The 17859-nt window shown below is 63.9% G+C and carries 28 protein-coding genes and 1 pseudogene; 20 read left to right on the top strand and 9 right to left on the bottom strand.

All coding sequences use genetic code 11. The features are described from left to right. Positions 1-273, top strand: a 273-nt coding sequence (locus WFK98_RS26245) for a hypothetical protein (RefSeq protein ID WP_336802365.1), incomplete at its 5' end; no start/stop codon positions are given. A 1-nt stretch (position 274) separates the two neighbouring features. On the opposite strand, the gene WFK98_RS26240 is transcribed toward WFK98_RS26245, so the two are convergent. After that, on the bottom strand, positions 275-475 hold the full coding sequence (locus WFK98_RS26240) for a CrpP-related protein (protein WP_336802364.1): 201 nt from the start codon (positions 473-475) through the stop codon (positions 275-277). 35 nt (positions 476-510) lie between these two features. On the opposite strand from WFK98_RS26240, the gene WFK98_RS26235 reads away from it, so the two are divergent. From WFK98_RS26235 to WFK98_RS26175, 13 genes are all read left to right on the top strand, one after another. Next, a complete protein-coding gene (locus tag WFK98_RS26235) occupies positions 511-879 on the top strand; it encodes a hypothetical protein (protein WP_336802363.1) in 369 nt (122 codons plus the stop codon). Then, entirely contained in the window at positions 872-1480 is a 609-nt protein-coding gene (locus WFK98_RS26230) for a hypothetical protein (RefSeq protein ID WP_336802362.1), read from the top strand. The genes WFK98_RS26235 and WFK98_RS26230 overlap by 8 nt, the downstream gene beginning before the upstream one ends. Before the next feature lie 11 nt (positions 1481-1491). Then, positions 1492-1887, top strand: a complete 396-nt coding sequence (locus WFK98_RS26225; protein ID WP_336802361.1) for a hypothetical protein — start codon at positions 1492-1494, stop codon at positions 1885-1887. Positions 1888-1913: 26 nt separating this feature from the next. Beyond that, positions 1914-2294 carry a hypothetical protein gene (locus tag WFK98_RS26220; protein WP_336802360.1) on the top strand — a complete coding sequence of 127 codons (381 nt, stop codon included), beginning with the start codon at positions 1914-1916 and terminating at the stop codon, positions 2292-2294. Positions 2295-2306: 12 nt separating this feature from the next. After that, positions 2307-3188 (top strand): hypothetical protein, encoded by an 882-nt coding sequence (locus tag WFK98_RS26215; protein ID WP_336802359.1) that lies wholly within the window; start codon positions 2307-2309, stop codon positions 3186-3188. Positions 3189-3196: 8 nt separating this feature from the next. After that, the gene (locus WFK98_RS26210) at positions 3197-4021 is read left to right on the top strand and encodes a hypothetical protein (RefSeq protein ID WP_336802358.1); all 825 of its coding nucleotides are present in this window, start codon (positions 3197-3199) and stop codon (positions 4019-4021) included. Beyond that, positions 4018-4446 (top strand): hypothetical protein, encoded by a 429-nt coding sequence (locus tag WFK98_RS26205; RefSeq protein WP_336802357.1) that lies wholly within the window; start codon positions 4018-4020, stop codon positions 4444-4446. The genes WFK98_RS26210 and WFK98_RS26205 overlap by 4 nt, the downstream gene beginning before the upstream one ends. Next, on the top strand, positions 4446-5129 hold the full coding sequence (locus tag WFK98_RS26200) for a hypothetical protein (protein WP_336802356.1): 684 nt from the start codon (positions 4446-4448) through the stop codon (positions 5127-5129). The genes WFK98_RS26205 and WFK98_RS26200 overlap by 1 nt, the downstream gene beginning before the upstream one ends. A 751-nt stretch (positions 5130-5880) precedes the next feature. Beyond that, positions 5881-6543, top strand: coding sequence for a lysozyme (locus WFK98_RS26195; protein ID WP_336802355.1), 663 nt, complete (start codon positions 5881-5883; stop codon positions 6541-6543). Then, positions 6540-6785: a hypothetical protein gene (locus tag WFK98_RS26190; RefSeq protein ID WP_336802354.1), complete on the top strand. Its 246-nt coding sequence runs from the start codon at positions 6540-6542 to the stop codon at positions 6783-6785. The genes WFK98_RS26195 and WFK98_RS26190 overlap by 4 nt, the downstream gene beginning before the upstream one ends. Positions 6786-6887: 102 nt before the next feature. Continuing rightward, complete coding sequence (locus WFK98_RS26185; RefSeq protein WP_336802353.1) at positions 6888-7250, top strand: hypothetical protein; 363 nt, start codon at positions 6888-6890, stop codon at positions 7248-7250. A gap of 199 nt (positions 7251-7449) precedes the next feature. Next, positions 7450-7803, top strand: coding sequence for a DMT family protein (locus WFK98_RS26180; protein WP_266338544.1), 354 nt, complete (start codon positions 7450-7452; stop codon positions 7801-7803). A gap of 881 nt (positions 7804-8684) precedes the next feature. After that, complete coding sequence (locus WFK98_RS26175) at positions 8685-8867, top strand: hypothetical protein (RefSeq protein ID WP_266338543.1); 183 nt, start codon at positions 8685-8687, stop codon at positions 8865-8867. Positions 8868-9838: 971 nt separating this feature from the next. Here WFK98_RS26175 and WFK98_RS26170 read toward each other — a convergent pair. From WFK98_RS26170 to WFK98_RS26155, 4 genes are all read right to left on the bottom strand, one after another. Continuing rightward, positions 9839-10024: a hypothetical protein gene (locus WFK98_RS26170; RefSeq protein ID WP_266338542.1), complete on the bottom strand. Its 186-nt coding sequence runs from the start codon at positions 10022-10024 to the stop codon at positions 9839-9841. An 89-nt stretch (positions 10025-10113) separates the two neighbouring features. Beyond that, the gene (locus WFK98_RS26165; protein WP_266338541.1) at positions 10114-10371 is read right to left on the bottom strand and encodes a hypothetical protein; all 258 of its coding nucleotides are present in this window, start codon (positions 10369-10371) and stop codon (positions 10114-10116) included. Further along, complete coding sequence (locus tag WFK98_RS26160) at positions 10368-10598, bottom strand: hypothetical protein (protein WP_266338540.1); 231 nt, start codon at positions 10596-10598, stop codon at positions 10368-10370. The genes WFK98_RS26165 and WFK98_RS26160 overlap by 4 nt, the downstream gene beginning before the upstream one ends. A gap of 19 nt (positions 10599-10617) precedes the next feature. Further along, positions 10618-10824 (bottom strand): hypothetical protein, encoded by a 207-nt coding sequence (locus tag WFK98_RS26155; RefSeq protein ID WP_266338539.1) that lies wholly within the window; start codon positions 10822-10824, stop codon positions 10618-10620. Between the two features lie 255 nt (positions 10825-11079). Between WFK98_RS26155 and WFK98_RS26150 the strand changes: the two are divergent. The 4 genes and pseudogenes from WFK98_RS26150 to WFK98_RS26135 all read left to right on the top strand — a co-directional run. Beyond that, positions 11080-11352: pseudogene (locus WFK98_RS26150) on the top strand (hypothetical protein); the annotation flags it as partial. A gap of 220 nt (positions 11353-11572) precedes the next feature. Continuing rightward, the gene (locus WFK98_RS26145) at positions 11573-11716 is read left to right on the top strand and encodes a hypothetical protein (protein WP_266338537.1); all 144 of its coding nucleotides are present in this window, start codon (positions 11573-11575) and stop codon (positions 11714-11716) included. A 56-nt stretch (positions 11717-11772) separates the two neighbouring features. Then, positions 11773-12048, top strand: coding sequence for a hypothetical protein (locus WFK98_RS26140; protein ID WP_266338536.1), 276 nt, complete (start codon positions 11773-11775; stop codon positions 12046-12048). A gap of 73 nt (positions 12049-12121) precedes the next feature. Continuing rightward, positions 12122-12367: a hypothetical protein gene (locus WFK98_RS26135; protein WP_266338535.1), complete on the top strand. Its 246-nt coding sequence runs from the start codon at positions 12122-12124 to the stop codon at positions 12365-12367. A 110-nt stretch (positions 12368-12477) separates the two neighbouring features. Here WFK98_RS26135 and WFK98_RS26130 read toward each other — a convergent pair whose 3' ends face one another. Together WFK98_RS26130 and WFK98_RS26125 are read right to left on the bottom strand one after the other, a co-directional pair. After that, positions 12478-12687: a hypothetical protein gene (locus WFK98_RS26130; protein WP_266338534.1), complete on the bottom strand. Its 210-nt coding sequence runs from the start codon at positions 12685-12687 to the stop codon at positions 12478-12480. A gap of 263 nt (positions 12688-12950) precedes the next feature. Next, entirely contained in the window at positions 12951-13253 is a 303-nt protein-coding gene (locus WFK98_RS26125; protein ID WP_336802352.1) for a hypothetical protein, read from the bottom strand. 814 nt (positions 13254-14067) lie between these two features. On the opposite strand from WFK98_RS26125, the gene WFK98_RS26120 reads away from it, so the two are divergent. Further along, positions 14068-15258: a M14 family metallopeptidase gene (locus tag WFK98_RS26120; RefSeq protein ID WP_336802351.1), complete on the top strand. Its 1191-nt coding sequence runs from the start codon at positions 14068-14070 to the stop codon at positions 15256-15258. Between the two features lie 53 nt (positions 15259-15311). On the opposite strand, the gene WFK98_RS26115 is transcribed toward WFK98_RS26120, so the two are convergent. Next, the gene (locus WFK98_RS26115) at positions 15312-15512 is read right to left on the bottom strand and encodes a hypothetical protein (protein WP_266340563.1); all 201 of its coding nucleotides are present in this window, start codon (positions 15510-15512) and stop codon (positions 15312-15314) included. A gap of 108 nt (positions 15513-15620) precedes the next feature. Here WFK98_RS26115 and WFK98_RS26110 point away from each other — a divergent pair, with 108 nt between their 5' ends. Then, positions 15621-15803 (top strand): iron chelate uptake ABC transporter family permease subunit, encoded by a 183-nt coding sequence (locus WFK98_RS26110; protein WP_336802368.1) that lies wholly within the window; start codon positions 15621-15623, stop codon positions 15801-15803. Between the two features lie 18 nt (positions 15804-15821). On the opposite strand, the gene WFK98_RS26105 is transcribed toward WFK98_RS26110, so the two are convergent. After that, entirely contained in the window at positions 15822-17852 is a 2031-nt protein-coding gene (locus WFK98_RS26105) for a GMC family oxidoreductase (protein WP_336802350.1), read from the bottom strand. Positions 17853-17859: the final 7 nt, after the last annotated feature.

The following is a 17859-nucleotide window of genomic DNA, read 5'->3' as shown; positions in this document are numbered from 1 at the left end:
GCGGCCTTCGCCCAGAGCTATGTGCTCGACGGCGAGCTTGCCGCCCGGCCGGTGGCGCCGATCACGATCAACCGCACCGAGATCCCGGCCGACAAGCGCAGCAAGGTCAAGGTCGCCGGCCTGCCGGATCCCTGCGTCGTGCTCGTCGACGGCGAGCCCGTCACGGTCGAGGGCGGGCTGCTGGAGCTGACGGCCGACATGCCGGCGACCTATTCGATTGTCTTCGACCAGTTCCCGTTCATGCCCTGGTCGGCCGAGATCACGGTCACATAGCTCACCGCTTCTCTCTGCCCTTGATGTCACTCAGGCGCCAACCCAGTTCCCAGGCATCGCACTTGGCTTCCCAGGCGAGGACGAGCTCCCCTGTCTGCGTTGGCAGCGCCTGAAACCGGAAAAACGGATTGTCCAGAACCGACCGTCCGGACGCATGGGCCAAGGAACCTTGGCGCTGCACGGCAAGCAACTCTTCCTCCATCGCGGCCTCCCCTTGCGAGATCTGGATGCTATCAGATGAAGTTCAAGCTTTCCAAGAACTTAGAACTATTTCAATTCGGTGCCCTTGCTCATCTCAACGAAGCAGTCGGGCAGCAGCTCTACACCATGACTGCGTCGCCGATCGCCATGCTGCGCGCGCGGAAGCTGGCCGAGGCGAAGCGCGTACTGGCAGGCGAGGGCGGCGCGCCGATGCTGACGGCCGAGGCCGCAGCGAAAGGCGTCGCCATACTGGATCTGGCGGCCACCGTCATCACTAAGGCCGCGGCCGAGGCGGAAACGCTGGCGGCGATCGAGGCTCGCCGACAGGCGACGCAGGCCGCCATCCGTGCCGCGCCGCATCCGGCCGCCATCGAAGCCGCGCTCGAGGAGTTTCAGAATGGCTGACAGCACCTATCACGCCGGCTCCATCTCGGTCGCCGCCGGCGGTCTCGCCGTGCTCGGCACGCTGACGGCGTTCCTGAGCCAGGTGAAGCCGGGAGACACGCTGCTCAAGGGCAACGGCTTTGCGGTGATCGAGGCGGTTCCGAGCAACACCGGCCTGACACTGGCGACGCCGTGGAACGGCACCATGCTCACCGACGAGCAGGACTATCGGATCCTGCGCACCGGCGTCGGCTGGCACTCCGCCGTCGAGATCAACGCCCGCCTGACGTCGATCGTCGCGGCGCTCGAGGCGGGCATCGGCTTCAAGCCGGATGCCACCGGGACGCTTGCCGACCGCGCGGCGAACAACGCCGCGGCGAAGGGCTTCATCTTCGTTCGAACCGACGTCGTGCCGTTCCAGATCTACATCAAGGCTAGCGCCACCTCCGGGGACTGGGCGGGGCCGACCAGCCTGCAGGGGCCCGCCGGCACGCCCGGCGCCCCCGGCGCCAGCACAGCGGACGTTCTGGCGGCACTCGGCATTCCCTTGATCACCATCAGCGCCTCGGACCCGACCGGCAGCGCGCCTGAAAACGCGCTCTGGCTCAAGGTCCCAGCCTAGGAAGGACGGACATGGATATTCGTCAAATCAATGAAGACCTCTTCGAGATCGGTGGGCTCGTCCGCATCGAACGCGGGCCCGCCCGACATCAGGCCAAGGCCACCGCAGAACTGCTTTCGGACGAGTGCACCGCTGCCCATTACCAGGTCGGCATGGCCGACGCGGCGGGCAAGGTGATCGAGCTTGGCAAAACCATGACTTATCTCGACTGGCAGGGCGAGAGGGGCTGGTACCTCTACGTGCTCATCCGCCGTCGGCATTGGCTCGAATATGCGTTTGCCGCTGATCAGGAAGCAGCTTTGGAGCAGGCGAAGGCCCTGGCTGCAGCGCCGATCTGGCCAGTGGAACCCGACGATGTCGCCGGCGAGGCGTGGCGCGAGCGCCGCAAGGGCCTCCCCCAGGACTGATCTCAACCATCGCGAGGTTATAGACTATGCCCTACCTCAACGACCGCGTTCTCGATAATGGCCTGCAGGTGCTCGATACCGAAGCCGACAAGATCCTGATCTGCAGCGCCGAGCCGGCGACCTTCACGGCCGCGAACGCGACCAATGCCCTCGGCAACAAGACGTTCTCCGCCGGCGCCGCGTTCGGCTCACCGGCGGTTCGCTCGCCGTCCGGCCGCAAGGTGACATCGGTGGCGATCAGCGACGGAACCGTGACAGGGTCCGGCACGGCCTCGCACTGGGCTGTGGTCGATTCCGTCAACAGCCGCCTGCTCGCCGCATCGTCGCTTGCCTCGTCCCAGGCGGTGACATCCGGCAACGTGTTCACGCTCGGCGCCTTCGATATCGGCATTCCCGGTCCGGCCTGACAGGCGGAATAAATGCTCGGATCCGCTCCTCTCGGGTCGGTCGCCCTCGGCCAGCAGGCCCGCTCCAATCTGGTCGAGCTGGCTGCCGCGGGCGTCGCCGCGAGCGCTCCGAGCCTCGGGACGCCAGCCATTGGCCAGCGCCATGGCCTGACGGCCTCGGAGCTGGTGACGTCTGCGGCCGTCCTGCCGGCGCCGGCGCTCGGTCAACGTCACGCTCTGGCCGCCGATAGTCTTTCCGCCGGGGTGGCAACGCTTGCCACGCCGGGCCTTGGTCAGAAGCACAGCCTCGCGGCGGCGGGCCTCGATGCGGGCGCTCCGACCTTGGGGACCCCACCGCTGGCTGTCGCTGGGGTGGCCCTCCTCGCGGACGCGCTGTCGGCTGGCTCGCCAGTCCTTGGCGCGCCGACGGTCGCTCAGACGCATGCCCTGACCGCAGTGGCGCTCGATGCCGGTCCGCCGGCGCTGACGCCGCCGGCGATGGCGCAGCGACATGTCCTTTCCGCTGTCGGCGTCGATGCCGGCTCGCCCAGCCTCGGCAATCCTGCCGCGGCCGTGCTGGTTCCGCTGGCCGCCAATGGCATCGCCGCCGGCGCGCCGACGATGGCGTCGCCAGCGCTCGGCCAGGTCCATGCCCTGATCGCCACCAGCGAGATCACGGCTGCGCCGGTGCTGGGTTCACCTTCGATCGGCCAGCGACACGTTCTGACGGCGGTGTCGCTGGATGCCGGTGTTCCCGTCCTGGACGATGCCCTGATCGGCGGCAGCCTGTTCTTCGTCAAGCGCGGCGGCATCGCGGTGCCGGCGAAGCTCTTCGTCCGCAAGGGCGGCGCATGGAAGCCCGTAACGCACGGCTGGATGGGCCGTGGCGGCTCCTGGCGCACCAACTACCAGTAAGGAACAAGATGGCTGTCAAACTGTTCGACCGGGTGCGGATGACCGTCGCGGCCGGCGGAGCGGGCAATCTCACGCTCGGATCTGCCGTGGGCAATGCCGCGACGGGCTACTATCAAACCCTCGCTGCTGCCGGAGCGGTCAATGGCGACCAGTTCGCCTACGTTCTCGAAGAGGGCTCGGCCTTCGAGTGGGGCATCGGCACCTATATTGCCGGTACGACGAGCTTCTCGCGCAGCCTGATCAAGTCGACGACCGGCTCGCTGCTCAATGTCACGACAGCCGCGCAGATGTTCGTGACGCCGCTTGCGCGGCACTTCCCTGTCGGTCCGCAAACGGTCTGGATCCCCGCCGGCGCGATGATGCCACGCGCGACCAGCCCGGCCGGTCGGGGCAAGTACGATTCCGGTTCGAACGACATCAGCCTGTCGACGATGGACTTCGACACGACGACGCAGGAATACGCGCATTTCGCCGTTGCCATGCCGAAGGGCTGGGACGTAGGTACGGTCACCTTCATTCCCTACTGGACCAATACCGGCGGCGCGACGGGCCAGAATGTCGTCTGGTCGCTGGCCGGCCGCGCTCTTGGCAATGCAGACGGCATCAACGGCGCCTTCGGGACCGCGCAGGTGTCAGACGACGCGTGGAACGGCCAGAACTGGCTCTACATCGGCCCGGAGAGCGCGCCCATCGAAATCGGCAACACTCCGGCCGAGAGCGACCTTGTCGTGTTCGAGGTCTCGCGCGTGGTTGCCTCGGACAACATGGCCGGCGACGCGATCCTGATCGGCATCAAGCTGATGATCAGCTTCAACACAGGCAATGACGCATGACCGAAACCAGTCTGATCGCGCTCGTCTCGCCGCAGGGCGTCATCGCCCGGATCTCGCCGGCGCGTCTCATCGACCCGGATGCCGGCACCAAGCCCGGCTGGCGCTGGCTGCCGATCGTCGAGGAATACGGCGAGCCCTTCGGTGACACCGTCGAGGCCGATCGTGTGCTGCGCCTGGTGCAGGATCCTGCGGCCATTCCGCAGCCGAAGCGCCAGGTGGCGAAGACCTTGGTGGAGGCGCGCGTCGATCGGTATCCGGGCAAGCTGACCGAGATCATGGCGATCCTGATGCAGGATGGTTCGAAGTTCGTCCGCTGGATCTCGCGTGACTATCCCTTCGTCAATTTCGACGATCCCGACACCATTGCCGTGCTCGATGCGGTTGACCTCGACCCTGACGAGATCCTGGCGCCGGGCGACGACTGATGTATGCGGTCAATCACCTCGAGGGCTTCGGCACCCTTCTGGAGTCCGGCGCCAAGGTAACGTTTCTCGGCTCGGCGACACCGAAGACTTCGGGCGCGACGTCGTTCACATTCTCATCGCAGTCGTTCGGCCAGACGGTTCCGGCCGGCGCTGTTCTGGTCATGTGCCTGACCTCGGACGCCTCCGGCGCGAACCGCAACTACAATGGCTGCACGGTCAACGGGAATGCGGCCTCGCCCAATGCGGTGAGTCCGAACGGACTGACGATGGTCGGCATCTACCAGTATGTCGCGCCAAGCGACATGTCGTCGGCGACCATCGTCGTCTCGTCCAACGGCACCGCCGGCGGCTGCACCCTCGACATGTTCATGATCGAGAACCTGCAGAGCACCACCCCGATCGGCACCTTCGTCACGAGCGGAACGACGCCGGCCAACTCGGACCCGACGACCTCCTTCAGCCCGACCGACACCGGTAACGTCGCCATCGCCGTGGCCCTCAACATCGGAACGGGCGCCATCACCTGGATTGAGCTCGATGTGCAGGCGACGCAGGCCATGAATGTCTTCGCTGCGCATGTCGCCACGGCTGCAATGGGCAACGACCTCGACACGTCGATCACGATCACGGCGGACTGTGCCACGCCGAACCGTCCGCGCATGGCGGCAGCCTATTGGCGATAGTCGAAAAGCGACCCTGTCGGCCGGATGCGAAACAGCCGACGGGGCTCGGGCGTCCTAGGTCGGCGGCTGGCCGCTGATGTACGGTGCCGCGGCGATCTGCTGGATCAGCGCGCTCTTTTCAAGCGTAGGCTTCTGGTAGTTTTTCTTCATGTCGTCCCCGTGTGGTTCTCAACACTATAGATTGTGGCAGGCGCGGGCACGCCCGTCCAGATAGCCCACTCTTTGAGGGCGAACCCGCCGGCCGCTGCGGCAGCCGACGGGTTCAGGTGCGGGCGGTGCGCTGAGCCTGCTACCCACGCAACTGCCGATCGGTGTGAGACAACCGGCACGCCCGACAGCGCGCCCGCGTAGCACAACTGGCGAAGGTGTAAGGGGTTCCGGAAAAAAAAGGTGGACGGTCCGGATCCAAATCCTCCGCAATGATCTATCAGATGGACCCGTCGGCGCTGCGTCAGCCCGACGGGTCCAAGGGGGAGCGATCTCCGGCATTTCCTCGCTGTTCCCCTGCAGGCAGCGCGCCGGGGCCTACTCCGGCGCAACCTACCCCAGTCGGATATGGGTAGGCTCCTCTCCACACCTGCTCTGATCCGGCCAACAGAGTGGCGGGCGTCTCGTGGCTCGCGTAGCGCCGACGAACGGTCGGTTCGCAGGGCTTTGCGTCGACCTGCCGGATGGCACGCCCGCCGTACAGAAGAATACGCCCAACCTGCGATTGCGCGGGTTCAACAATCCATCAATTCGGAGAGACGACATGACCCGCGAAATCTCGGCGGAAGGCATCGCTATGATCAAACAGTTCGAGGGCTTCAAGGCGAGGGCCTACCTCGACACCGGCAACGTCCTGACCATCGGCTACGGCCACACGTCGGACAGCAACTATGTCGTGAAGGCCGGCGCGGTCATCACGGAAGCCAGGGCGGAGGAGCTGCTCCGGCTGGATCTCCACGAGGCGGAGGAGATCATCAATCGGCTGGTCAAGGTGTCGCTCAACGACAACCAGTTCGCTGCCCTGGTCTCCTTCGTCTTCAACATCGGCGAGACGCAGTTCCGCGGCTCGACCCTGCTGAAGAAGCTGAACAAGGGCGACTACGCCTCGGTCCCGGCCGAGATGGCGAAGTGGGTCAACGACAACGGCAAGCGCATCACCGGCCTGGTGAACCGCCGCAATGCCGAGGGCGGGCTCTGGGTGAAGGGCTCGTTCGTTTCCAGCGCATCGGTGCCGGCCGCGCCGCCGAAGGTGAACATCCTGACCAAGCCGGAAGTGCTGATGCCCGCCGCCACCGCCGCCGGCACGGTGATCGCCGCGGCCAACGGGCCCGGGCCGATCGCCTACGCCATCGGCGCGGTGATCGTCATCGGCGCCGCCGTGGCCGCCTTCTACTTCATCCGCCGGACCCTGCAGGCGTCGCGATGATCGCCTGGTTCTTCACGACGCGCGTCGGCCGCTATGTGGCGGCCATCGGCGCCCTGCTGCTGATCCTGGCCGGCCTCGCGCTGAAGCTGATCGCCATGGGGCGGGCGCAGGAACAGGCGAGGCAGGCGGCCGGCAAACTCAAGGCCATTTCGAAGAGGAGGACGAGCGATGCCGAGGTGGACCAGCTTGGGGCCGCTGATGTTGATCAACGCATGTCTCGCTGGATGCGTGACAGCCGGTGACTTCTGCGACGTCGCGGCGCCGATCCGGCCGTCCGTTGAGGATCGCCTCAGCGGAGAAACCCAGCGCCAGATCCTGAAGCACGACAGCTATGGCGAACAGGCATGCGGGTGGAAGGCACGATGACTGCTGCAGACAAGATTGCCGCGAACACGACGATACTAATCCTGTCGCGGCTTTCCATGGTCGCAACGCCGGGGCTTCTCGCTGCCATCAGCTTTCTGTTCTGGCTCTACCTTAACGGGATTGCTGCCGATGCCAGCGCCGCCGTTGGAACCGCGACCAAGTTGGAGACCCGCGTCACCGTGTTGGAGGGGAACGAAGCCACCGGGCGGGAGGACCGGATCCGCTATCAGGATCAGGTGCTGGCGCAGTTGATCAAGCTCACCGACAAGGTCGACAACCAGGCCGGCCAGATTGCGATGTTAACCGCGACGATCGAGACGCTGAAGGGGCGTCCGAGATAGGGCTCTCAGCCACAGCGGTGATAGATGACGCAAGGGGATATGCAGCGCCGCACCGTTTCGAGTTCCAATAGAGCAGAGGATTGCGGCGCGGCCGTGGCGTCAACGCGGGGCGCTTAGCCACGGCGCCAGCATCTGGTGATTGGTGACGCTAGGGGATAGTGAACGCGCCTCAGTCACCACCAGCAGCCGAGCCACCGCATTGCCCAGCTTTCTTTCGCCTGCCATAGCGCCGATCGTTCTCCTCGTCCTTTCGAACGTGTTCATGACGTCGGCCTGGTACTGGCACCTGAAATATCCGAACACGCTGCTGGTCAAGGTGATCCTGATCAGCTGGTTCATCGCGCTGTTCGAATATTGCCTCGCCGTTCCGGCCAACCGCATCGGCCATGGCGTCTATTCGGCGGCGCAGCTGAAGACGATGCAGGAAGTGATCACCCTCGTCGTCTTCGCCCTGTTCTCGTGGCTCTATCTGAAGGAGCCGCTTGGCTGGAACCATCTCGTCGGCTTCGCGATGATCGCCGGCGGCGCCGCATTCATTTTTCATAAGTTCTGAGGGATCTGTCGAACCGGTCCAGTCGGTCGATCGCTTGACGAATTTGGCATGGCTTCCCAACTCTGATCTCGCCCGGCCGTCCACCGGGCAGAAAGGCTAATTCTACCAATCGGAGCCATTATGAACGTCCAGACCGCATCGTCCCATTTCCTGGCGAGCAGGCGCTTGGGGGCCGTAGTCGATGCTTGGCCTTTGGTGTCTCAAGCTCTTCAGGGGGCCCTTGCCGTTTCACAACTCGGCCACGGTTCGAGAGAACATGAAACGAGATTTGGAAACGGCGGCACAATTCTCCGCCCTCTTTTTGACGCCACGGCGGACCTTATCCAATCAGCTGACAGGGCATCTCGTCTTCTGGAGCGTCAAGAGGGGGATCTACTCGAGCGGCAGTTCGTGCCCGGATCTTGCCTTGTTGAGCTTGATAGCCAGGACCTTCGTGAGTTCGGTAGCCTCCTGTCAGCGTTCTGCACGAAAACCAGTAGCGCCTCCAGTTGGGCTATTATGCTGTCACAACATTGCGCTCCTGTCGCCAAGCGCATCGCAACCGATGTTGCGCCGCTCGGAAGCGTGAACGCACGAATCGCGAGGGTGTATTCTGGAGCGGTCAGCAATCGCCGAGGATTGAGCGAAGTTCTCGAAATCTTAGGCGCTCACTATGACGCCTTGAAGCGGTCTCTTGAGCGCGAATCTACTTAGCCGACCACGTCTGCCGCCGCGGTAGGGGTAGCCATGATATCCTCTGCAACGGCGAGTATGCTCTGACGTTGGATCGCATGAGCGCTGCGTTCGTGACACGCTTGCGCTCTGGTGTGCCCGTTCGCAATGTTCCAGCATGCAAACGGGCGCACCTTTGTCAAAATGGTCTCGGGATTTGGGTGCGAACCATGCGCGAAGACATCACTATTCGCCTAGCCATCGCTGCACTTGATCCGCAGTCGGTTGAGCCAAAGGAGATGGAGGCGCTCTTGCGCGAAGCCATTGTTGAGATCGAACTGCTCCGGGTCCGAGCCTCGATGGCGGTCACGAAGCTCGTACTCGACGACTTGGAGCCGGAAGGGGAAGCCTAGTCGGCTGGCAGTGGGCGGCATAGGAACGCGCTCGCCAATCGGGCCATTCAGTTCGTCTTGATGGTGGACTTCCGCACCCAGCGCATCTGCGCACACGTTTCCGGTATGACTACAGCGCATCTCATCCCGGTCGAACCGGCCCGGCACAATGAGATCCAGCTCAAGGTGCTTGCGTTCGGAGTGGCCGTTCGCGTTTGGGCCGTGTTGCAGGATTTTTCGACAGGTCGCGGGTGAGATTGCCCGCTACCAGCCACGCGCGGGAAAATGGCTCGGAGCGACATGAACCGGCTCGGGTCGGAGGCGTTGTTGGGGAAAAAATGAATCCAGGAATGAGCACCCCTATGCCCGCGACACCGTTCCAGCTTACCAGGACTGAATGGCTTCTCCTGAGGACCCTTGAATTGGGTAACCTTGATCTGGAAGAGGCCGCCGCGGCACTGGCTCGACTGAAGGAGTTGGGATTGGCGGCTTCGAATGGTCCGCGTTGGACCGCCACCGACTACGGCAAGTTCCTCGTGGCCTCTCGACGAACAATCTAAACCCCGTCGCGCCTCAAGCTCCAAGATCCATTGCGAGTATGTCAGCCACTCGCGCGGCCTCGACGAACAGAACACGCACCTCGCCACTCGTCGCGTTGCAATCGAGTTCCATGAGGCAGATTTCCATGGCGTCGATGTGCCGCTCGATGCTGCTGCGGCTCGCAGGAAAGCTCTCGCCACCAGCCGCTTTCCCTCCCAGAATTGTACCGGTCTGAAACTGCGTTTCGTGCCCGACTGATTGGGCGGAGCATCGTTTCGGCTCAGCCCTCTCGAACGAGCCCGGAACGATGGGGTCATCCGGCCCTCATCGGGTCCCTCCAGTGCTGGCGAGGCGTCGGGCTTCTTGCGCTCGAAGTGAGCGAGACATTCCGGCCGTTCGTTGCGACCGTGTTGCTGACCCGGAGGGCACTTCGAGGAGCGCTGCTCTCGCTACTACTCCTTAGGCGGATCGATCAATCCGCCGTTCAGGCGGTCTTCGTCGAGGGCCTTGCCTCTGCTCTCATCCACCTGTTTGACGACGCGGGCTGCCTTCTGCAGTGCCTCGCGCGCCTCCTCGCTGAGGGACTGTTCTGCCAGCGCCTCCAGCGCCTCACGAAGAGTCGGGGAACAGTCTTCCATTTGTCTCGCCCTGGTTCCGGGCAAGAAGAATCTTCCCCATCTCTGCCTAGCATTTCCCGCTCGACGTCGGCCAAGTATTTTGGTGGCTGTCACGCCCGCTTCCGACCTGTCGGAACATCGAACATCACGCTGATATGGCGGCAGCCACAGGCGGGGCATTTCAGCCGCTGCGGCAGCAGGGAAATCGGGAAGTCCCGGCCGCGGGTCCAGAGCAGCGTTTCCATGTCGAGATCGATGTTCTTCAAGCAAGGGCGGGTGCCCTTCTTGGTGCTGGCGTCCCGGCCGAGGCAGCGGGCCTTGACGCGCCAGCCTGCCAGCCAAGCCTCGCCCAGGGTTTCGATGCTCATCGGTCGATCCGCAGGCAGGTCCAGATCGGCGAGAATCGAGCATGGAATTCGTCGGCCTCGCCGGTCGAGCGGAAGCACCAGATTGCCTGATGCACAAAGCGGTCATCGCCTGGTCGGTGCGCATAGTCGCGCTCGCGACAGAAGTCGGTGATTTCGTTCATGCGGGCGCCGAAGCCGATGCGCGGCACGTCCAGGCAGACCTGGTGCGGGTAGTCGCGGTCGATCACGGCAGCCGTTCGCTGGCCCTTATATCGCCCCATCGGGATCCCTCCATGCCGTCGTCAGGCGGCGGCGGACATAGCCGAAGGAGATCCGCGTCGCTCGGCTATCCGCTGTCAGCAACAGCGTCTCGATCACAGCGCGGGCGTCGCCATTGTGAGCGGCGAGCAGGCGGTCGACCCGCTCGTCGAGCGCATGCTGCTCGGCATCCACGATCTCTGCGGCTGGCCCCATGACGGTCTCCTCTGGGTATATGTTCCTATTTTGTTCTCGCCTGTATCAGAGTCAATCTGCCTCCGGTTGAGCGGTACAAAATCCCCAACCGGGCGCGTTGCGGGCTCGGGGCATTAGCGGACCGTCCGCTCCCCGCATGGGGCCGCGCGCCGAGCTGTCTGATCCCCCATCCAACATGTGGTTGACGTAAGGGCATATCTGCCGTTGTACTCTCCGAGTACGATTGCGGCGCGGATGTCTACCATGGAGACTGAAATGTCGGTTTCGAAGCGAGATCTGGAAGAAGCCCTGGTCGATGGCGCGACAGAGGGGCTCAATAACAAGCAGCTCTTCGAGCGGGTGCGGGAACGGTATCCGAAGGTGAAGACGAGCAAGATTGTTCGTGCTGCGTTTCATGCGCTGAGCGAGCCTACCCTCAAGGATCGGAATATCCTCGACGTCATCTATGCTCTCGCATTGAAGCACCGGCTGGACGGCGTCCCCAGCGGCCAGTCTGGGGACGATGACGACGACAATAGCGATACGGCGGAGTTGGATGGCGCAGCCTCGCGAAAGTCGAAAGCCGCGACGCTGCCCTTGCCTGAATCTGACAAGAAGCGGCGCAAGAAGGGATCGGCCCCTATGGCGCCATGAGCCAAGCCAGATCGACAGTGTTATCCGGCGTGAGGATTTTAGAAGGCTGTGCCGAAAGGTGAAAACCTTGTCGGTCTAACTCGCACCGCCGATCTTACACGCGGGACGAAACAGGATGGATAGCGTCGCCTGGCGTAGAGTCATTCTGCGCACTTGCGTTTTTGCCGGGCTGATCGCTGCGAGCATCCTTCTGTGGTGGGCGATCGCACGGTTGATGATTGCCCTCGGCCCGCTTCCCGCGCCCGCCGCGCTGTTCTGACCCAAGCTCACACCGAGGGAATCGGATAGGCACCTGTCTTCGACAAGGAGACTGGAATGCCCGAAATCGTCCGCCGCATGTTTCTCGAGGGGAAGGATGTCGTCGCAGAGGAGCAGGATTGGAAGGCTCGTGGTCTTCCGCCGGACGTTCGCGGGTGGTCGGCCTATTGCGTCTTCCTTACGGGCCGAGACCCAGAGAAGCTCGAAAAGGAGATACTCAAGGCCTTGCCGCGCGCGACGCTGAATGTCATCCCATCGCAGAACCCAGCAGGCCTCTGGCTCCGGGGAGCGCATTGGGAGCTATGCCAGGCCGCCGACGCGCTGAAGTTGTAGCCGTGCTGCAGCACTTGCAGCCATATACACGTTATGGTTTAGTATCTTGCATGTTTGGTTGTGGAGAGCCAGCATGCGACGCCTCATCGAACAGGAAATCGAGCGCCAAATTGTTCAGCTTCAAATCACTCAAAGCGTCATTGATTTGTTGATTGACTTGCTGGATCGCTGCGACGGCGACAGTGACTTTGAGCCTGCGCTTGGTTCGCCCGAACTGCCCCCATACCTATGGGGCTGGGGAGTTGGTAGAGAGGTCTCGCAGTTGCGATGGTCTGCCGGCGTTCTCGATGATCGCGAGGATGACCAATGCGTCGCTTAGGTCTCAAGCGGGTCTAGTGCCTGGTTGCCCTCTTCGGGCGAAGGGAGCGGATGCTGCTTCCCATGATGAGGGCGACGACTGGATCGTCTCATCCTTCCCCATCCGCTCTATCAGTTCGCCATCTTTATCTTGAGCAGTCTTTCGGCTGCTTGCCGAGCAATAACAAGCGTTTCATACGTGGCTCGGAGTTCAGGCGTATTACAGAGCTGAATCAGGTCGTCGATCCTGACTGCAATCTGCTGAACTTCCAATACCTCGTCTGGTATTAGCTGCTGCTTCTGCTCGCTCGGCGGCAATTTGGAGGAGTACGGATAAATCAAGGTGGCCTTCCTTTAGCGCGATGACACTAAGTTCGTGAGCCAGTTCATGGATGTAATCAGCGTTGTTGGTCATTCCTTTCCCCGCTCTGTGCGTCCCTTACCCTACGTAAGGTTGTATCTATTAGGTCTCACATCAGTTCGAATTTTGAAATAAACTTTTCGTGATGTAATTCGTAGGCCATTGACGGTAGCCGTATCCTCCAAAGTGGGTAGCTGAATCGACCACCTGCGTTCGCGCCCTCACTTTCGCTACTGAGGTGCGATCACAGTCTGCATGCCACGAAGCTGCGGACCTCTCGCCAGTTGTCGGACGCGAACAGTTCGACAACTTCGTTGGGGCCCTCTTCGATGACGAAGAAGCGCGCGCCCTCAGGAATTTCCCTGCGTTCAGGATCAGCGAAGTCGACGCAGATGGTCATTCGGCCAACTCTCCACGACGGGCACATCCAGGACTCGTCGGAGACGTCGATCCATCCCTCTGGAATGTCTGGGCAATCTTCTACCGGGAAGTCAGGAAAAGCGATCTGGTAAGGACGAAGGATAATTTCCGAGGCTGTTTCGGTCATCGCAGCGTTACCTCCGATGATTGAGCATACCGCCTTGAAGTCATCGGAGATACTTGGCTAAAAGGTAGTCGGCCCTCAGGCCATCATCAGCCCTGCTCTGCCTTCGGACGGGGCCGGGCTATCTTCATGGAGACTGTCATGACTGAAGGATGGGGTGGGCTGACGATCCTAGCCGGGCGCCGAGAGGGCGCGCTGGCTGAGATCAGGAGCCACCATGAACTTCAAGCGCAAGCGTCCGAAATCGTCTCGGGCCGGATGCCTTCTCTGCAAGCCTCATAAGCGTCAGGGCAGTTGCCTTCACGAGCGCGACCGATTTTCGGACCGCCGTCGAAAGGATGCCGCATCTCGACAGGTGCGAGAGTTTCGGTGCGACTGATGGCTCACCACCCCACCACTCGCCTGACGAGCGCCAGCACGTTCCCGGCTATCACCCAGAGCAGCATAGCCCATAGCCCGGCTATGAAGATGCACGCGGCAATCGGGATGCGGAGGCGGCGGTAGGGCATGGTGCGGAGGGCTTCGAAAGGTGCGGGGAGCGTATAAATTTACGCAATGAAATCAAAGTGGGCAAATCCCCCGCACCTTTGGCCTAAGTGCTTGATCCTGCTCGCTTGCCCTAGCCCCTTCCGGGACGCCAATATCCTAATGAATCAGTGAGTTACCGGCGTTCTGGCTGTCGAGCCGCCACGCTGGCTGAGTTCGACTGTTCCGGTGCGGCCGCCGTCTTTCCGGCCGGGGCTGGTCCGTTTCGGCCTTGTCGAAGCGCGCGGCCGCGTCGCAAGCTCTTCAGATCGGCAATGGAAGGACCTGCCCCATGTCAAACGGACCCGAAGTGCACCCCAATCGCCGCGACTTCCTGATCACGACCATGGCGACGGCCGGGGCGACGGCGGCCCTTGCCGTTTCCACCGGCGCGGCCGGGGCGGAAGAAGCGGCCGCCGCCGCCAATCCTGGGTCGGGCACGGTCTATACCGGCGATGTCATCCAGGGGAAGAAGGTCGTCAGCGCGCTCGACGTGAACGATCTGGCGCCCGGCCAGAAGCACTTCCTGTATTTCCAGGGCGTCGAGATGCCATCCGGACAGCGCTGGCATGTATCGGTGACGGTCGTCCGCGGCGCCAAGCCCGGCAGGCGCGTCGTGCTGGTGAGCGGCGTGCACGGCGACGAGATGAGCTCGATCCACACGGTCCAGACCGTGATGAACGCTCTCGACCCGGCGCAGATGTCGGGCACCGTCATGGCGGTGACCGACGTGGCCAGCCCCGCCATCGAAAGCATGCAGCGCCGCTGGCCCAACTATGGCCGGGGCAGCGACCTGATCGATCTGAACCGGGAATGGCCCGGGAACGAGAACGGCATCACGGCTCCGAGCCGCCATGCGGGTCTCCTGTTCAACCGGCTGCTTCGCCCGAACGCCGACGCGGCGATCGACTTCCACACAGGCACGACCGGATTCGAGGTCTCCGCCTTCAATATCGCCGGCATGGACGTTCCCGAGATCAAGGCCATGGTGGACCTTTTCCCGGTCGGCCAGGTCTTCGACAACCACGTCTATCCCGGCGTCCTGCACAATGCGTTCGTCGACGTGGGCATCCCGTCCTTCTGCGCCGAAATCGGCGCCGCGCGCGTCCTGGACCTCGATATGATCCCGCTGTTCGTGGAGGGCACGCTGAACGTCCTCAAGCTCCATGGGATCCTGCCGGGGACGATGGGGCGGACCGGCAAGGACGTGCATGTCTTCGTCGGCAACAGCGCGTTCCCGATCCTGGCGACGGAGGGCGGGCTCGTCGAGCATCTGGTCAAGCTCAACGACAAGGTCGAAGCCGGTCAGAAGATCGCCGTGCAGCGCAACGGCTTCGGGGAGGTGGTCGCCGAATATGCCAGCGGCGTGGCCGGCGAAGTGACGGGCCAGCGCAGCGACGCGATGGCCGAGCCGGGCAATCCGCTGGCCTTCATCCTCTTCCACCGGGGATCGGCCGACGGCGCCGAAATCTATCCCGAGTAGCGTCGGCCCCGAAGCAGGATGGCCGGCCCCGTATCGGGCCGGCCTGACGGGGATCAGAACGTTCCCTTGATGCCGAGACCGTACATGCGCGGTTCGGTCATGCTCGCCTCGATGCCGCCGATGCCGCGGTTCTGCTGCATGTAGGTCGGCGAGCGCTCGTCGAAGATGTTCTTGACGATCCTGCTGCTCTGCGCCGATATCCTGGGCCGGGTGGTCGCCATGCCGGACGAAGTCGCCGCCGGCATCGTCGCCACGCTGATCGGCGGCCAGTTCTTTCGGCGGTGGCCCTGACCGCGATCGCGACCGCGGCGGCCGGCCCGATCGCCTTCGTCGCCCTTGCGGGACCGTAACTCGCGCGGCGGCTGACGCGGTCGCCGGAAGTCCCGGTCGTCTCCGCCGCCCTGATGGGTATGGTGCTGCTGATGATGGCTGATCTCATCAGCCAGCGCTTTCCGCTCAATCTCAGCCTGCCGATCGGCTCCACCACCGGCCTGCTCGGCGGCGCCTATCTCCTCTGGCTGCTGACCCGCAGCCGGACGGTGTGAAGCGATCCGGCCCGCGCCTCAGCGCGTCGACGCGATGTGCTCGGCCGTGCGGAAGGCGAGCGCGAGGATGGTCAGCACCGGGTTGAAGCCGCCATTCGTCGGATGCAGGGAGCCGTCGCAGACGAAGAGATTGTCGTGGCCCCAGACCCGGCCATCGATGTCCGTCACCGAGCGGGCCGGATCCGTGCCCATCCGGCAGGTGCCGGCCTGGTGGTGACCGCCCGACAGGCTGACCGTCGGCGCCTTGCCCCAGGTCCGGACGGCGCCGGCCGCCTTCAGCCAGTCGGCGGCCCGGTGGTGCATGTAGGTCGCCGTCCTCATCGTCTCGGGATGCACGCCGCCCGACAGCATCGCCACCGGCATGCCCCAGCGGTCGCGCACATGCGGCGCGACGCGGACGCGCGCATCCGCCGTCGGGATCTCGTGCACCGGTCCGATGATGCGGATGGTGCGGTTGTAGTTGTCGCGCATGAAGTCCTTGGCGGCCTGGCCCCAGCGCGGCAGGTCCGGCGGCAGGAACTGCTTGAAGAACTGGATCGGCGGCCGCACGAAATCATCCGCCAGCATGCCGCCCGAGATCAGGCCCGGATTGCCGTGGCTGAAGCTCGTCGTGGCGATGGTGACGCCCGGACCCTGTGAATCGTGCATCGGCTGGTCGAACAGGCCGTAGGCGCCGGGATAATAGTGGCCCTGCAGGTTGCGCCCGACCAGATCGTGGCTGTTGCCGAGGCCGTTCGGTTCCTGCGCGGTGGCCGAGTTCAGCATCAGGCGCGGCGTCTCGATCGCGCCGGCCGCCAGCACGATTGTCTGGCCCCTGGCGACGTGTTGCTGGCCGTCAGTGTCCGCGAAGGCGACGCCCGTCGCCCGGCCGCGCTGGTCGGTCTCGATCCTGATCGCCATGGCGCCGGTCAGCAGCGTGCAGCGGCCGGTCGCGATGGCGCGCTTGATCGTCGTGTTCTGGGTGCCGTTCTTGCCGTCGCTCGGGCAGGGGAAGCCGACGCAGGTGCCGCAGCCCATGCAGGCGGCCCTGCCGTCGCGCGGCACGCTGTTGATGGCGACGGGTACCCGCGTGACGCCGATGCCGAGTTTTTCGGCGCCGCGCCGCAGCGCCTCGGTCGACGGGCTCTCGGGCAGCGGCGGCATCGGATAGTCGCGCGCCCGGGCTCCCTCGTGAAAATTGGTGCTGCCGGAGCCGGACACGCCGATCTCCCATTCGGCCCGCTCGTAATAGGGCTCGAGATCGTCGAAGGAGAGCGGCCAGTCGACCAGCGACGATCCTTCCGGCACGCCATAGAGGCTCGCCATGCGAAAATCGTCGCGATGGTAGCGCCAGGCCTGGGCGCCATAGACCAGCGTTCCTGCGCCCACGGCCGCGGCCAGGTTGTGATAGAGCGTCTCGTGCGGCCGAACGATCTTCTCGATGCCGTCGACGTCGATGACCACGCGCGGATTGCCGTCGAGATCCGGTCCGGTGTTGTGGCCGTAGAAGGACAGTCGGTGATTGCGCAGATGGTCGCGGTGGCCGCTGTCGGCATAGTCGCGGCGGAGGCCGCGTTCGAGCAGCAGCACCCGCTTGCCGCTATCCGCGAGCACGCCGGCGGCAACGCCGCCGCCGGCGCCCGCTCCGACGATCACCACGTCGAAATCGAGGTCGTCGGGCACCGGGGAGGGCGGCTGCCCTCTGGTCGCGGCGGGGCCGTTCGGGCCTTCCGGCAATCGGTGCTGATAGCCGACCATGCGCCAGGACGCGGCGCCCGGATTGCCGCCATTGTCGGGATCGGCGTAGACGCCCTCGGCGACGAGTTCGGCCAGAAGCTGGAACCAGGCCTCCGTCTCGCGCGCACGCAGGATTGCCTCCTGCGCCTCGGCGGCGCGTTCGACGAAATCGGCCGGCAGGGTGTCGAGGCCGGAGGCGACGATGGCCGCCTGGTCCGGGTTCTGGCGAAAATGCCGGTCGAGATAGGCGGGCGCGCCGAATTCGAGGGCTCCGCCATCTTGGTCTATAGGCATGATGAGGGCCACGGCGGCCAGCAGCAGCGCGTTGTTCATGGCAGTC

This window comes from Kaistia sp. MMO-174 (genome assembly GCF_037147815.1).
GTDB classification, from domain to species: domain Bacteria; phylum Pseudomonadota; class Alphaproteobacteria; order Rhizobiales; family Kaistiaceae; genus Kaistia; species Kaistia nematophila.
Note: the sequence above shows the minus strand (reverse complement) of the source record. Positions and strands in the feature narration are given on the sequence as shown.

Excerpts from the sequence above, each read along its gene's own strand:
- WFK98_RS26240 (WP_336802364.1), bottom strand. The coding sequence starts at position 475 with ATGGAGGAAGAGTTGCTTGCCGTGCAGCGCCAAGGTTCCTTGGCCCAT.
- WFK98_RS26235 (WP_336802363.1), top strand. The coding sequence starts at position 511 with ATGAAGTTCAAGCTTTCCAAGAACTTAGAACTATTTCAATTCGGTGCC.
- WFK98_RS26230 (WP_336802362.1), top strand. The coding sequence starts at position 872 with ATGGCTGACAGCACCTATCACGCCGGCTCCATCTCGGTCGCCGCCGGC.
- WFK98_RS26225 (WP_336802361.1), top strand. The coding sequence starts at position 1,492 with ATGGATATTCGTCAAATCAATGAAGACCTCTTCGAGATCGGTGGGCTC.
- WFK98_RS26220 (WP_336802360.1), top strand. The coding sequence starts at position 1,914 with ATGCCCTACCTCAACGACCGCGTTCTCGATAATGGCCTGCAGGTGCTC.
- WFK98_RS26215 (WP_336802359.1), top strand. The coding sequence starts at position 2,307 with ATGCTCGGATCCGCTCCTCTCGGGTCGGTCGCCCTCGGCCAGCAGGCC.
- WFK98_RS26210 (WP_336802358.1), top strand. The coding sequence starts at position 3,197 with ATGGCTGTCAAACTGTTCGACCGGGTGCGGATGACCGTCGCGGCCGGC.
- WFK98_RS26205 (WP_336802357.1), top strand. The coding sequence starts at position 4,018 with ATGACCGAAACCAGTCTGATCGCGCTCGTCTCGCCGCAGGGCGTCATC.
- WFK98_RS26200 (WP_336802356.1), top strand. The coding sequence starts at position 4,446 with ATGTATGCGGTCAATCACCTCGAGGGCTTCGGCACCCTTCTGGAGTCC.
- WFK98_RS26195 (WP_336802355.1), top strand. The coding sequence starts at position 5,881 with ATGACCCGCGAAATCTCGGCGGAAGGCATCGCTATGATCAAACAGTTC.
- WFK98_RS26190 (WP_336802354.1), top strand. The coding sequence starts at position 6,540 with ATGATCGCCTGGTTCTTCACGACGCGCGTCGGCCGCTATGTGGCGGCC.
- WFK98_RS26185 (WP_336802353.1), top strand. The coding sequence starts at position 6,888 with ATGCGGGTGGAAGGCACGATGACTGCTGCAGACAAGATTGCCGCGAAC.
- WFK98_RS26175 (WP_266338543.1), top strand. The coding sequence starts at position 8,685 with ATGCGCGAAGACATCACTATTCGCCTAGCCATCGCTGCACTTGATCCG.
- WFK98_RS26170 (WP_266338542.1), bottom strand. The coding sequence starts at position 10,024 with ATGGAAGACTGTTCCCCGACTCTTCGTGAGGCGCTGGAGGCGCTGGCA.
- WFK98_RS26165 (WP_266338541.1), bottom strand. The coding sequence starts at position 10,371 with ATGAGCATCGAAACCCTGGGCGAGGCTTGGCTGGCAGGCTGGCGCGTC.
- WFK98_RS26155 (WP_266338539.1), bottom strand. The coding sequence starts at position 10,824 with ATGGGGCCAGCCGCAGAGATCGTGGATGCCGAGCAGCATGCGCTCGAC.
- WFK98_RS26145 (WP_266338537.1), top strand. The coding sequence starts at position 11,573 with ATGGATAGCGTCGCCTGGCGTAGAGTCATTCTGCGCACTTGCGTTTTT.
- WFK98_RS26140 (WP_266338536.1), top strand. The coding sequence starts at position 11,773 with ATGCCCGAAATCGTCCGCCGCATGTTTCTCGAGGGGAAGGATGTCGTC.
- WFK98_RS26135 (WP_266338535.1), top strand. The coding sequence starts at position 12,122 with ATGCGACGCCTCATCGAACAGGAAATCGAGCGCCAAATTGTTCAGCTT.
- WFK98_RS26125 (WP_336802352.1), bottom strand. The coding sequence starts at position 13,253 with ATGACCGAAACAGCCTCGGAAATTATCCTTCGTCCTTACCAGATCGCT.
- WFK98_RS26120 (WP_336802351.1), top strand. The coding sequence starts at position 14,068 with ATGTCAAACGGACCCGAAGTGCACCCCAATCGCCGCGACTTCCTGATC.
- WFK98_RS26105 (WP_336802350.1), bottom strand. The coding sequence starts at position 17,852 with ATGAACAACGCGCTGCTGCTGGCCGCCGTGGCCCTCATCATGCCTATA.